We start from the raw sequence: 12,936 nt of genomic DNA, 5'->3' as shown, positions 1-12,936 counted from the left end.
TTTTAGCCAGAAATGAATGGAATTGGTATTAGTATCAAATCCGGTAGCATCGGAATTAATATTACCCACAGCTTTCGAGACGGCGCCGTGCCGTTTCCCTACAATTAATCCGGGTAGGGAAACGGCACTGCCGTGTCCTCTATATTATCTCGCTCGTGCAACCGGAAACGATATAAAATTATGTCCCCTCGAACGACAACAATCACGTTGGTTTGTAGTGAGGAATTTAATCCTCATAAAATTCTGAGCACTTCCGCCGTCACTACAAACCTATAACGGTGATTTTACTGGAAATTATATAATACCTCGATCGCCTGCACCGAATTATTGTGCTGCGCGGCACTAATCGGTTAAACAACTGTTCAACTTGAGACTTCACTGGATTTTTCCAGTTTGGTTTCCCGCACAAATAAGAAAAGCGGGAAAGCACATGAAAACGAAACAAGCACACCCAGAAGTATGTACAGCCCTACAAAACTTATATCCAATCGTTTTGACTCAGCGTACATCCAAGTGCTTCCTGCTACAGTTGCGATAAACAAATCTAAACTTACCGATTTCGCAGCAAGATTAGCCGAACTCTCGTTTACAAAGTCGAGCAAGCCAGCATTGCTAAAAAACTGCAAGTTATAGTACCAAGGCAGCACAAGCCCCAGAATTGCTAGGATGAGATAAATGATTCGCTTAACGCTCATAATTACCCTACCTGTTCTTTGCTCAACTGTATTATTCTACTCGTTAACAACCAATCCTTACTTCTTCTTCGGGCAGTTCGGATGAATGCCCCCCTGCAAACAAATGTAAGCAATTTGACTTTTATCTAAATTCTTAGCCTCCGCAAAATCAACTCCTAGGAATCGACCGGATTTACTACCAGTCGGATTTTGAATAAATTGATCCGAAGCGGTTTTCCCCAGAAACACAGCGCCTTTAAAATTCGCTCCCGCTAAATTCGCGCCCCTAAAATCAACCGAACTCACCTCCGCATTCCGAAAATTCGCATCTTGCAACCGAGCATCTTTTAAATTCACGTTGGCGAGTTTAGTCGAAGTCAAATCGGCATTTTGTAAGTTTGCGCCGCCCAAATCAGCACCGGACAAATCAGCACCTTGCCATTCCGATTTAGACAAATTTGTCAAGGACAACTGAGCGCCTTGAGCCTTCACTTTGGCTAAACGCGCGCCTGACAAATCTGCTCCCGACAAATTCGCGCTTCCTATATCTGCCCCGGTAAAACTGGCATTTTTTAACTGCGCTTCCTGTAAATTTGCTCCTATTAAAATAGCACTGCTGAAATTAGCTGAATTCAAATTGCCGTTTGACAAATTAGCTTTGTTCATGACAGCGCGCACAAAAGTAGTGCGGTTCATTACAGCACTGCTCAAAGACGCCCCGGTCAAATTTACTCCTTCCAAATTAGCGCCGCTTAAATCAGAAACCCAATCGTCAAATGTAGCGGGACGCCTGTCTTCGCCGGTGCCGTAAAAGCGAGCTCCCTGCAAGCTCGCATTGGTTAAATTGGCATTTCTCAACTTAATTCCCGACAAGTCAACTTTGTTTAAAACTAAAGTAAACTGAGATGGGCCGGCAGGACTTTGAGCTAAATCCGTGCGGCTCAGATCCGCGCCGTTGAGTTGGCTGCTATACACTGTGAGAATTTTGCCGATCGCCCTTTGTACTGTTCGCTGGCGGGCGGCCGCTAACTCGCGTTCCGGGGCCTTGCCGCCAAAGCGCAGGGAATCGAGGTCGTTGCTGAGGGCTTGATTCAACCGCTGCAACTCAGGCAAAGCTTTCGGGCCGCTACTGACTAAAGCTTGCTGGATCGCGTCCAACATGGCGCGGTTGTCTTCTTGAGCTAGCAAATCCGCTAGCAGGGGTACGGCGCGGGAGTCTTCCACCGCCCCCAAAGCCAAAATAGCCGATCGCCTGCCCGATGCCCCGCTAGCCGATGTGGGAGACAATTTGCTGACTAAAGCCACAAATAATTCGTCGTTCCGCTGCCGCGAATCCCGCATATTTGCTTGACTTTGAGTGTAGATGAGAGTGCCGACAAACAAAGTTAAAATCAATCCCGCGCTACCGATGGTAACTATCACTAAAGTTGTGCCCGGGTGTTGGCGCATCCAATTCCACAAACTGGCATTTGCTTTCCGGCCGCTTTGTGGAGTCACAACCAAAGCTGCAATCTGCGCGTCTTCCTCAGTCCAATCTTGAGTCTGGACAGGATTGGCAGACTGTTGATTCGATCGAGCATTGACCACCAAAGTATTCGCGAGGCGATCGTGTCCCGCTTGCCGTTTGTAGCGCCATGCAAAAGCCCCGTCTGCGAGCACTGCCAAGCCGCCCAGCCCCCCTAAAATCAGCAAATCTGGAAACGCACCGCTCAAGCGCCAAATGCCGTAAGCGACGCCCAGAGGCACTCCCCAGCGCCCCAAACTTTCGCGAATTAGCACTGGCCCAAAACCCGGAGGAGTACCCGACGCTGTGACAACTTTGACCCCGAACCAGCGTTTGGGCATAGTTTGACCGGTTCTGGCGAGCAAAAACAGTTGCCACCCCGCTAAAACTGCCGGTGCCAGCAGCGCCCCTGACCAAAATAGATTAGTTAGGGGTGCGACTCTGGGGCTGCGATCGCGCACGGGTATGCCCAAGGTACGGGCGACGGTTTCGGATGCTCCTGCTACTGAGGAATTGAGCGGCACGGTTTGAGATTCCTTGTTGACCAATGCCCCGATACTGAAGGGAACGAGGGCGCTGGCCGCAATTAACGAAATTTCCACTGCCCAAGCGCCGCACCTGCGAACCAGCAGTGGCATTTGCTTGGATTGTGTTTGCCAAGACGGATCGGGTTGATTGATGCCGCTGGGCGCGGTGGGGTTAGCCATATTTAGAAATTCCTATTATTTGTCGTTAGTATTTGAGGACTGGGGGGAAATTGCCAATTTATACGCTATGTAGATTAGCACTCCCAGAACGGCAAGAGTCATCAGCGATGAAATTAGCTGTACGACGCTATTGAAGACTGTCAGGACAATTATCGCTCCGACGGCAAAGGCTGCCACCTGCCCGGGTTTGGGGAGTCTTTGAAACTTGTCCAATAATTGATTGTAGAAGGTTCCGACGGCTTGATAGCTGTCTGAATTTTGTGTGATGAGTGGCGATCGTTCTACTTTAGCTTTTAGTTCTCCGAACGCTTGCTGCCAATTGAAGTTATTTTGAGGATTCATAAAAAAATTCGGAAGTTATTTTAGATTAATGTGTTTGGAACAGCCGTTATCCCCTACCGTCAAAGAACTAGAACCAAATGTCATTGTGTGAGGAAACATGAAGATCCATTATCCGGGCGATCGCGGCAAACTGTGGTTTAGCCCGATCGTGACCGTAGCCTTGGCAATGATTTTAGCGGATGCCGGTGCCCTTCGGAGCCAACCGCTACAAATTGCTCCGGGATTTCCCGAACCGCTGGGAGTTTCTGGAGTTTCCGGCGGCCCGAACAATAGCGGCGAGTGCGGTTTTGTCTCCCAAGGACCGAACCACGTCATCGAAGTAACGCAGGATTTGCCTTACTGGCGGATTGCAGTACAAACCGCTGGAGCTCCAAGTTTAATGATTCAGGGGCCGAGGGGGCGTTTCTGCGTGCTGCCGGCGAATGCTGCTGCGGGGAATGTAGAATTTTCCGGTTATGGGGACAAGGGAACTTATGTTATTTTTGTGGGCGATCGATCTCAAGGTCAACACCCTTACTCTCTCTCTATTTCCCAAAAGCGAAATTAAGAATACAACGGAATTAGGAGGCTGGCTGTGAGAAAATGGCTTTTTTGCGATCGTAAATAAGCCGGATTTCTGACAGCAAGTGCGGGGAAGCGGTCTATTTCTACGTTAATTGTCCGGAGAATAAAAACCGTAACTTCCTCATAAGCGCCATTTGGGTTCCTCTCAACTATTACTCCATTGCGTAGCTCGGAAGGTCTTTTTTCATCTCCTGGATACCCTTCTACAAAATCTTCAACTGTTATCTATTTGACTAGGGTTTGACTCTGGAAAAATTCTCCATTCATATAACCCTCAATAGTTCGGAGCGAAGACTTTAGTCCTCGAATAGAGTCAATAAAAACTCACTTCCTTACTACAAACAAATTTTTTAATAGTAATTAACAGAACCTGATATGACATATTAATTAGGTAGGTGTAATAATGTCAGCTATAACCCCGAGTTCTTGAACAAGGGGGGGTTCTGAGTCTGATGTTTTAATTTTTTGCTGCGTGTAAAGTTCCCTAAACTTGCGCTGCTGCTCGTTGTGATCTACAATCGGAGAGGGATAATGAAGAAGTCGGCGTTCTAAAGACGAAAGATTTCCTGTTAGCAAAACTTTAGTATCAACGCGGCGCAATTCTGGAACCCAGTGCCGAATATATTCCCCTTCCGGGTCGAATTTTTGAGCTTGAGTCGCCGGATTGAATATTCGCAAAGGTTTCGGGTCCATACCGCTCGATGCGCTCCACTGCCAGCCGCCGTTATTAGCACAAAGATCGCCGTCTATCAATTTTTGCATAAAGTATTTTTCACCCCACTGCCAGTTAATAATTAAATCTTTGGTGAGGAAGCTGGCGACTATCATGCGGCAGCGATTGTGCATCCAACCTGTCTGATTTAACTGCCGCATTGCCGCATCAATAATCGGATAGCCAGTTTTGCCTCGACACCAAGCTTGAAAAAGCTTTTCATCGTTGTCCCAAGGAAAGTCTTTGAAGGCTGGACGGTAGGGGCCGTCTGCTAATTCTGGGAAGTTATACATGGCGTGTTGGTAAAATTCCCGCCACGCTATTTCCTGTTGCCAAGTCCGGATGCTTGTGTACGCTTCTTCGCTGTGGCAAGTGTCCATTACTATCTGGGTAGCTTGCCAAACCGTGCGGATGCCAATTGCACCAAATTTGAGGGCGGCGCTGAGTTGGGATGTACCGTTAATTGCGGGGGAATTGCGCTGTCCTTGATATTGGTAAATTGCCCGATCGCAAAATTCTTCTAATTTTTGTTGCGCTGCATCTTCTCCGGGTTCTATTACTAATGGATTTTCCCAAATAAACCCCAAACTAGAAGCAGTTGGCACTGTTTCTATTGCACCTGCTTCGTTTGCGAGATCTTGTTCTTGTGCCGTTAATCCGGTCATTAATTCCAGATAAGTTATCGGCAGTGTCTCTACTGGTTGGGCTTTGGGTTTAATGTTCCATTTTTTCCAAAATGGTGTATAAATTGTGTAGGGAGTCTTTGTACCGCTGCGAATTTCATCTGGGGCGTGCAAGACTTGATCCCAGAAATTTTGAACTTTAATTCCTGCTTGTTGGAGGGCGTTTGATACAGACCGATCGCGCTGTTTCGCGTAGGGTTCTACATCCCAGTTCCAAAATACTGCTTTGGCATTTATCGCTATTGCTAGTTTCGGTATTGCTAGACTCGGGTCATCTTGAATTATCAGCAATTGGCTGCCTACTTCCCTGTAACGCGAGGAGAGTTTTTGCAAGCAGCCGATCATGTAGGTGACTCTTGCTGGGGCTACGTCATCCCGATTTAGGATATTGCGATCGAGACAAAAAATCCCGACTACTTTCGCGCTTTGCTGGCGCGCTGCTGCCAGTCCGATATTGTCAGAAATACGCAAGTCGCGGCGGTGCCAAAATAAAATTAGATCGGACATTCGATTTTAGATTTTAGATTTTAGATTTTAGATTTTCCAGTCCTGGACACACGCGGGGTAAAAAACCCGGTTTCTAAGTTAAGATTTATCGGTTTGATGCACGATTTTTATAAGAAACCGGGTTTTTTTCGTCAGTCCTATTTAAGTCAAAAATGGACGGGCTAAGAAAAAGCTAGAAATTGATTTCGCGTCAATTGGTTCCCCAGCTAAAATAGCTTTTTCTAATTCTTCAGGGGTGAATAAAACTGTTTCAAGGTCTTCATCATCGTCTTGTGCGGGGGGCTTTTCCAGTTTTTCCAAATCTTGGGCTAAAAAAGCATAAATGATTTCGTCGGAATAACCGGGGGCGAGAAAAAATTGCCCTAATTTCTGCCATTTTCCCGCCCGATATCCGGTTTCTTCTTCGATTTCGCGTTTGATAGTTTCGGCGGGGCTTTCATTGATTTCAACTGTACCTGCGGGAAATTCTAAAATTCGCCCTTTTGTGGCAAAGCGGTATTGGCGTACCAAGACGAGTTTACCTTCGGGTGTGACGGGAACTGCAAGTGCTCCGCCCGGGTGGCGAATACATTCCCACTCGCCTTCGGAACCGTTGGGAAGACGGAGGGTGGCTACGTCAAAGTTAAATTTGCGCCCTTGGTAAAATAGGCGTTGTTTGAGGAGTTGGGGTAGTTCTTGACCGATCGACATAAGGGAGAAGCGAATAATGTTTGAGTGCACCGATTTAAGACATCATAGGCGATCTCATACGATTTTAAATTTTAGATTTGAGATTTTAGGTTGGGAATGACTGATAACTATCACAGTTTGGGCTTACCTACGGTTGCATTTTTTTTTACTGGTACGATGCGTGAATTTTGCTCCATTTTTACAAGGGCAATTTTTGCACTCCGGAACATTCTGCGGTTTGCAGGAGTTGGACGATCGCACTTTTCGTCACCGGATGCACCCAATCCGGGGCAATTTCTGCTAAAGGTACTAATACAAAAGCTCTTTCGGTCATCCGGGGATGAGGTAGAGTCAGTGTCGGAGTTTCTAAGATTAAATCGTCATACAGCAGCAAATCTAGGTCGAGGGTTCTTGGCCCCCATTTTTGTCGGCGAATTCGATTAAATTTTATCTCGATTTCTAATAATTTTGCTAGCAATTGTTCTGGTTGTAGTGCAACTTCTAGGATGGCGCAGGCGTTGATGTAATCGGGTTGCGGCGGCCCGACGGGGGCGGTTTGATACCAGCTTGAATGAGATTTTACTGCTATTCCGGGGGTGTTGTTGAGGGTTGCGATCGCGCTTTTGAGTGTGGCGAGGGAGTCGCCTAAGTTGCTACCGAGGGCGATCGCACATTTTGTTGATTTCATAAAGAAGAAGAAGAAGGAAGAAGGAAGAGGGAAGAGGGAAGAAGGAAGAGGGAAGAGGCAAAAGGGAAGACTAAGGCGGGGCGCGTTTATCCATATCCTTGGATAGCTAAAAAGATTTCGGGTTAAGCCCGGCCATACAAGTTGTATTTTTGCAAAAATCCCCCCCTAAAGCCTGCATTTTTGGCGCATTCTAATAACACAAAATATTATTTTAATTTAAGCTTAATCTTCTGTTAATTTTTATTAATTATTATTGACAAGTGTTAGTATTGAGTTTCAAACCTAATGAATTTGTACCTACGCTTATTGTCGGCCGTCATTCTAGCAATTATCAGTTTAACAGCAAGTATATCGATAGCTTTGGCTGAAACCAAAGAGCGCTACCTTACCTTAGATTCGGACGGCAGTCAATCTTTTGCGAATTTAGTGCAGCAGGCGGAAGATTTAGCAAAAGAGTCGATCGCGCGCGAGTTTCAAGAAAATCCGGCATTAACAGAAGTTACAATCATCATTACAGCCGATCGCAGCCGACAAAGAGTTCCTGTTTTGCGATCGAGAGTATCGCGCCGCGACTGGCAGAAAGATGCGAGAATCGAACAGTGGACTAGATATTTTGCGGATGCTAAATTGCTCTTGGGATTCAGAGATGGCAATATCTCGCCCGCAAATTCGGGGTTTTCGCAAGTGATTAATGTACCTGCGCCCAGTCGATCTACATCCCGAGAAAATGATCCGGGTTTTCGAGATGATTAAAATATTGGTAATGGGGAACTTTTGCTGAGCCTACTTGTACGCTGGCCAAGCCGAAGTAGCCAAAGCATTAGGCATTGGGAATTAGTAACAAACAACCAATAACCAACCGCACGACACGGAAATCACGGATACACGGATGGCTATTTTTTCCTAAATATCTCTCTCATACAATAGCAATTTTTGTAGGAGTCGTAAAATTTTTACCCCACCCCAACCCTCCCCTTATCAAGGGGAGGGAGTAAGAAATTCACAAAGGATTTAGGATTACTATAAGTAGCAACTTTTAACTTTTTGTTAACCTAAATATCTGGCAATTTTAATTAACCTTCAGGTTAACTTTCCTTAATTTAAAAGTGATAAACTTTCATACGGAATCATCAGATTAGGGATGTTGGTTGGAAAAGGAATTTATGTCTAAAATAACTCGCCGACAACTGCTAATTTTCTTCGGTAGCAGTGCAGCTACCACTGTGCTTGCCCCTCAATTAACTCAAAAACTGTTCAGCATCAATTCCAGCGCTGCTGAAGCTGTAGTTCCCACATCTTTCACTCCGTTAAGACTTCCCCACCCGCTGCCGATTTATCGAGAACTGCCCAGCTTCATGGCGATGGCGCCGGGGGGACAGGGAACGGTGATGGCTGCCTCGCAGGATACTAGATTAACGAGTTACAGCGTTGTTGACGATGTGGTTGTGCCGCCGGAATACGAACGTTACGTGATTCTCCGCTGGGGCGATCGAGTTTTCCCCAATCCTGCCGACTATTTCGGCTACAACAACGACTACACAGGCTTTGTAGGCCTTCGGGGCAGCAATGACGACGGTTATCTCTGGGTTAACCACGAGTACGTATCCTTCCCGATGTCGAAACAGGCACCCGATACCCCGTCAGATTTGGCATCATTCCCAGCAACGGATCGCGCCGTCCTCGGTCTAGACTTATCTGTAAAAAATCGCGCGACCCTCGGCGAATTTTTGTACAATATGGGTGGTTCCATCGTCCGCATCACCAAACAAGCCAACGGCAGATTTGGGGCGATCGCTGGCGACTCCCTCAACCGCCGTATCCACGGACTGTCCGGCCTCGGAATCAACAGCCAGCGTTCCGACACATACAAAGATGTCACCTCCTGGGGAAGCAGACAAGGCGACGACAACTACCTCATCGGCACGGGTCCTGCAGCTACCCAAGTCTTCGCGCAAGTCAACACCGACGGACTCGGCAACCGGATAATCGGTACAGCCTACAACTGTTCCGGTGGCACAAGCCCTTGGGGCACAATCCTCTCAGCCGAAGAAAATTTCCAAGGTAGCGAAGATTTTTTCGTGGGAGTTCAGGAAAACATCAAACCCAACGGCGGCCAAACGGGCTACCCCAAGGGTACTATCGGCGAGGAATTCGGCTTAGTCGGCGAAAAATACGGCTGGATGGTAGAAGTCGATCCCCTAGATCCGAGTTTCCGCCCGCGCAAACACACTTGGTTGGGCCGCTTCCGCCACGAAAACGTCGCGATTCGTGCCGAAGCCGGTCGCAGATTAGTAGTGTACATGGGAGACGATCGGCGCGGCGGACACACCTGGAAATTTGTCAGCAACGGTAGTGTCACAAATCCCGCAGATAAAACCAACAGCCGCTTGTTTGAAGACGGCATTTTGTACGTCGCCCAATACAACCGCAACGGTACTGGAAGATGGCTGCCACTAACTATAAATAGCCAGACAAATCCAGTGCGTCCTTCTCAAGTTGGCGAGGCGGAATTAGCAAGTTTTGGCAAAGCTCAAAGAGATGCCGCTACTCGCTTCCCCAAACGCGCAGGAATTGCTGGTCAAACCGAAGACGGCGGTTCTTTTGTAGTAGATACAACCAATGAAGCAACAGCACTTCCGGGCTACCAAAATAAAACTCTGGCTAATTTCTACAGCAGCCAAGGCGCGGTTTTAGTTGATGCTTTTTTAGCTGCTAATTTGATTGGTGGCACTCCGACGGCGCGGCCGGAAGATTTGGAAGTTAATCCTACTACTAAGGAAGTTTTTATTGCCTATACTGACGGCGCACCGGGAAGCGACGGCTATCCAGATTCTCGCATTTTTAATGTTGCTAAATACGGTAGCGCAGTCAACAGCAATCAGCAGTCGGGAGCAATTTACAAAATAATTGAAGACAGTCCTGATGGTGCGGGTTTGACGTTCCGCTGGCAGCGTTTGGCTCAAGGTGGAGAAGCCGGTGCGGCAGATGGGGCGGGATTTGCTAATGTAGACAATTTGGCTTTTGACCCTCAAGGCAATGTTTGGGGCGTGACTGATATGTCTACGAGTACGCACAACGGTTTTGATGTCGGTGCGAGTGGAGAGCCAACGACGATCGACCATAAAAAGACTGGAAATGTGTCAGATATTACTGGTGTTTTCGGCAACAATTTTCTGTTTTACATTCCGACTTCCGGCCCGAATGCAGGAACAGTAATTCCGTTTGCTTACGGCCCGAACCGATGCGAATTGACAGGGCCGACTTTTTTGGGAGATACGCTGTTGCTTTCGGTGCAGCATCCGGGGGAAGATTGCCCCATCGATGACGGTACTGTACTCAGTCGGCCAATTGAAATGTTGGATTTGAACGGTGCTGTTTTTAATCAGACTCGTAGTGTTTCTCGCGGCAGTTTGTGGCCGAGTAATATCTCGAATGATTCGCGCCGATCGCCGATGCCGTCGGTGGTTGGGATTCGCCGCGTGCGATCGACTCCAACCGGTCAGTTTGTTTAAATAGAACTTACGCATCGGGGCCCAGAAACCGGGTTTTTACGAATCTGGAGTAAGATTAAATGAACCGCGAAGGCGCTAAGGACGCGAAGAAAGAGAAAGAAGAAGATACTGTTCTTTATTCGCGCTCTAGCGCCTTCGCGGTTCGTTCAAATAATTTAAAAAAATCCCTAGGATAATTAATATCAAATCCCTTAACAACGGAATTTTTAAGAAAATTGTACTTGGCGATATAAATCGGCGATCGCAATTTCTAGATTCACCGATTCAAGTTGCAAGGAATCGCCCAAACCATACTCGGAGAGAACCCATTGCCCCTGTTGATTGCGCCGAAATATCTCTACTCCTGGGTGTTCAACTTGCACCAAGACATACTCTTGCAGTGTTGAAAATTGGCGGTATTTCGCAAATTTAATACCGCGATCTGCTGCTTCTGTGGAAGGCGATAAAACTTCGATAATTAAGGAAGGAAATTGCACTAATTGCGGATCGTTATCATGCTCATCACAAGTTACTACAACATCAGGATAAAAATACTTTTGTCCTGGTTCCACTTGAACTTTTACATCTATAACGTAAATTTCGTAGGGGAGATTAAGGCGATCGTCTAATAGCTTGAAGAAGTTGATGCAAATCCGATTGTGATTGCGGGTTTGACCGCTTATCGCGACGACTTCGCCATCCCAATACTCGTAGCGTTCCTCTTGGGTGGGTTCCCAAGCCAGGTATTCTTCTGCGCTCATCGATAGGCGATCGGGTAAGGCAACCATAATGCGATCGAGAATGAAGTATGTTTCTAGAATAGCTCGAATCTAGCTGTGTAGCCTACAATAAAGTGTAAATATACCTTTTACTCGCAAGAATCAGAAAGGTAGGACGATCGCCCTATTTTGCTGTAGGGATTTTTACGTACTCATTTACGTACTTATTATCTGCGGATACAACAGTAATTTTCCCGCCCGAAAACGCACTTATTTCATTGGCTAGCCATTCTATTTCTGGCGGGGTTAGCTCATAAATTACTAGGGTTTTATAATAATTTTCTGGTCTTGAAATTGCCATCGAATGCCGGATATACATACTCCATTTGCTCAAATTTTTATTCATAATTGGAGCCACCTGAGATTTATACCAAGGCCACAGGTGAGTCACGGAAATCTGATTGCGATCGATATTTATTTTAGTCGCTCTTAAATATAATGCGATACCTCCGCATATCCATAATATAGCAAAATTAATGCCTCCAAAGGTGAGTGTAATGAACGAGAATAACATCACAAATGAATTAATGGATTGAAGCCCGCCTTGAATCACGAGTATTATCGATATAAAAGGCAATAAAACTAACCCCAAGCAAGGCAATGTGAATACCAACATCGCGCAGGCGCCCCAAAAAGTCAACCTTTGTGGCGGAATCAGAATCTCTAGATTCTCCCCATCTTCCCTCAGTTCAATCCTACTCCCAAACGGTTTTTGTATAATCGCCGAGATATCTGTTTGCTGGCGGGGATTTTTTAATGCTTTCAGCGCCTCCCCAGCAGATGCGAGACGGCGATTCAAACTCGGTTGTGTCATCCACTTCAGCCAATTGATTAAATCTGGATCGAGATTAACTATTGACTCAAATTGAATTTGCACATTATCTTGGGATAACTCGGCTGGATGCCTACCTGTTGCTAAATAAATTAATGTCGCACCCAAACTGTAAATATCGGAAGCGAGAATATTCCTGCCGCCAAATTGTTCGGGTGGCATATATCCGTAAGTGCCAACAACAGTAATCGTGCTACCTTTTCTGGCCGCTAGTGTCTGTACGGAACCAAAATCAACTAAATAAACATCACCCACACTATTGCCAGATCTATTTGCCAGTAAAATATTACTCGGCTTGATATCTCTGTGAATAACTTGCGGCTGTTGGCTGTGAAGGTAACGCAAAATTTCTAGTAATGCTTTAGCCAGTTGCTTGATTTCTGCTTCGCTAAAAGTTCGCCCGCCTTTTAACCATTCCTCTAACGATTTGGCTGGGATATAGCTTTGTACCAAGGCAAATCCTTTACCAGTTGGTGTATCCACATCAAAGTAATCCAGGTAACGGGGAATTGCCGGATGAGAAAGCAGTTGTAAAGTTTGCGCTTCTCGTTCAAACAGCTTCAAGTTATCCCAGTGAAAATCTTCCCCAAAAATCAGTAACTTGATTGCCACTAACTCTTGGGTGTGCAAGTCGCGCGCCAGCAACGTGCGCCTTCCCGCATTTTTACTTAGCTGTTTCTGGATGACATAACGTTCTTTTAAAATTTTATAGCGTTTCTCAGATAGATGAGGTACAATAACAGCAGTGAGTAAACCAATTCCTCATATCGGATAATGTAACTTG

Annotated in this window: 11 protein-coding genes; 3 read left to right on the top strand and 8 right to left on the bottom strand. The window is 46.3% G+C overall.

The window, feature by feature from the left end; genetic code table 11:
- Positions 1 to 362 precede the first annotated feature (362 nt).
- From QUB14_RS16915 to QUB14_RS16905, 3 genes are read right to left on the bottom strand one after another with little or no spacing between them, the layout of a single operon-like run.
- Positions 363 to 695 (bottom strand): DUF2834 domain-containing protein, encoded by a 333-nt coding sequence (locus tag QUB14_RS16915; RefSeq protein WP_190656091.1) that lies wholly within the window; start codon positions 693 to 695, stop codon positions 363 to 365.
- A 57-nt stretch (positions 696 to 752) separates the two neighbouring features.
- Positions 753 to 2,885, bottom strand: coding sequence for a pentapeptide repeat-containing protein (locus QUB14_RS16910; protein WP_333218241.1), 2,133 nt, complete (start codon positions 2,883 to 2,885; stop codon positions 753 to 755).
- A 15-nt stretch (positions 2,886 to 2,900) separates the two neighbouring features.
- Positions 2,901 to 3,227 (bottom strand): hypothetical protein, encoded by a 327-nt coding sequence (locus tag QUB14_RS16905; protein ID WP_333218242.1) that lies wholly within the window; start codon positions 3,225 to 3,227, stop codon positions 2,901 to 2,903.
- 97 nt (positions 3,228 to 3,324) lie between these two features.
- Between QUB14_RS16905 and QUB14_RS16900 the strand changes: the two genes are divergently transcribed.
- Positions 3,325 to 3,774 (top strand): hypothetical protein, encoded by a 450-nt coding sequence (locus QUB14_RS16900; protein WP_333218243.1) that lies wholly within the window; start codon positions 3,325 to 3,327, stop codon positions 3,772 to 3,774.
- 404 nt (positions 3,775 to 4,178) lie between these two features.
- On the opposite strand, the gene QUB14_RS16895 is transcribed toward QUB14_RS16900, so the two are convergent.
- The 3 genes from QUB14_RS16895 to folK form a co-directional block, all read right to left on the bottom strand.
- The gene (locus QUB14_RS16895; RefSeq protein WP_333218244.1) at positions 4,179 to 5,693 is read right to left on the bottom strand and encodes an FAD-binding domain-containing protein; all 1,515 of its coding nucleotides are present in this window, start codon (positions 5,691 to 5,693) and stop codon (positions 4,179 to 4,181) included.
- Between the two features lie 141 nt (positions 5,694 to 5,834).
- The gene (locus tag QUB14_RS16890) at positions 5,835 to 6,383 is read right to left on the bottom strand and encodes an NUDIX hydrolase (RefSeq protein ID WP_006635393.1); all 549 of its coding nucleotides are present in this window, start codon (positions 6,381 to 6,383) and stop codon (positions 5,835 to 5,837) included.
- Positions 6,384 to 6,561: 178 nt separating this feature from the next.
- The gene (gene folK, locus QUB14_RS16885) at positions 6,562 to 7,050 is read right to left on the bottom strand and encodes a 2-amino-4-hydroxy-6-hydroxymethyldihydropteridine diphosphokinase (RefSeq protein WP_333218245.1); all 489 of its coding nucleotides are present in this window, start codon (positions 7,048 to 7,050) and stop codon (positions 6,562 to 6,564) included.
- Positions 7,051 to 7,335: 285 nt separating this feature from the next.
- Between folK and QUB14_RS16880 the strand changes: the two genes are divergently transcribed.
- Both QUB14_RS16880 and QUB14_RS16875 read left to right on the top strand, forming a co-directional pair.
- Positions 7,336 to 7,803: a hypothetical protein gene (locus QUB14_RS16880; RefSeq protein WP_333218246.1), complete on the top strand. Its 468-nt coding sequence runs from the start codon at positions 7,336 to 7,338 to the stop codon at positions 7,801 to 7,803.
- Positions 7,804 to 8,213: 410 nt separating this feature from the next.
- The gene (locus QUB14_RS16875; protein WP_190656104.1) at positions 8,214 to 10,562 is read left to right on the top strand and encodes a PhoX family protein; all 2,349 of its coding nucleotides are present in this window, start codon (positions 8,214 to 8,216) and stop codon (positions 10,560 to 10,562) included.
- 206 nt (positions 10,563 to 10,768) lie between these two features.
- On the opposite strand, the gene QUB14_RS16870 is transcribed toward QUB14_RS16875, so the two are convergent.
- Together QUB14_RS16870 and QUB14_RS16865 are read right to left on the bottom strand one after the other, a co-directional pair.
- Positions 10,769 to 11,329, bottom strand: a complete 561-nt coding sequence (locus QUB14_RS16870; RefSeq protein WP_333218247.1) for a Uma2 family endonuclease — start codon at positions 11,327 to 11,329, stop codon at positions 10,769 to 10,771.
- A gap of 115 nt (positions 11,330 to 11,444) precedes the next feature.
- The gene (locus QUB14_RS16865; protein ID WP_333218248.1) at positions 11,445 to 12,797 is read right to left on the bottom strand and encodes a serine/threonine-protein kinase; all 1,353 of its coding nucleotides are present in this window, start codon (positions 12,795 to 12,797) and stop codon (positions 11,445 to 11,447) included.
- Between the last annotated feature and the right edge of the window lie 139 nt (positions 12,798 to 12,936).

The organism is Microcoleus sp. B3-D2 (assembly GCF_036705345.1).
Classification (GTDB): Bacteria; Cyanobacteriota; Cyanobacteriia; order Cyanobacteriales; family Microcoleaceae; genus Microcoleus.
This window is presented reverse-complemented; position numbering and strand designations above follow the sequence as displayed.

Coding starts and splice junctions, on each gene's coding strand:
- QUB14_RS16870 (WP_333218247.1), bottom strand. CDS start 11,329: ATGGTTGCCTTACCCGATCGCCTATCGATGAGCGCAGAAGAATACCTG.
- QUB14_RS16890 (WP_006635393.1), bottom strand. CDS start 6,383: ATGTCGATCGGTCAAGAACTACCCCAACTCCTCAAACAACGCCTATTT.
- QUB14_RS16915 (WP_190656091.1), bottom strand. CDS start 695: ATGAGCGTTAAGCGAATCATTTATCTCATCCTAGCAATTCTGGGGCTT.
- QUB14_RS16900 (WP_333218243.1), top strand. CDS start 3,325: ATGAAGATCCATTATCCGGGCGATCGCGGCAAACTGTGGTTTAGCCCG.
- folK (WP_333218245.1), bottom strand. CDS start 7,050: ATGAAATCAACAAAATGTGCGATCGCCCTCGGTAGCAACTTAGGCGAC.
- QUB14_RS16875 (WP_190656104.1), top strand. CDS start 8,214: ATGTCTAAAATAACTCGCCGACAACTGCTAATTTTCTTCGGTAGCAGT.
- QUB14_RS16905 (WP_333218242.1), bottom strand. CDS start 3,227: ATGAATCCTCAAAATAACTTCAATTGGCAGCAAGCGTTCGGAGAACTA.
- QUB14_RS16895 (WP_333218244.1), bottom strand. CDS start 5,693: ATGTCCGATCTAATTTTATTTTGGCACCGCCGCGACTTGCGTATTTCT.
- QUB14_RS16910 (WP_333218241.1), bottom strand. CDS start 2,885: ATGGCTAACCCCACCGCGCCCAGCGGCATCAATCAACCCGATCCGTCT.
- QUB14_RS16880 (WP_333218246.1), top strand. CDS start 7,336: ATGAATTTGTACCTACGCTTATTGTCGGCCGTCATTCTAGCAATTATC.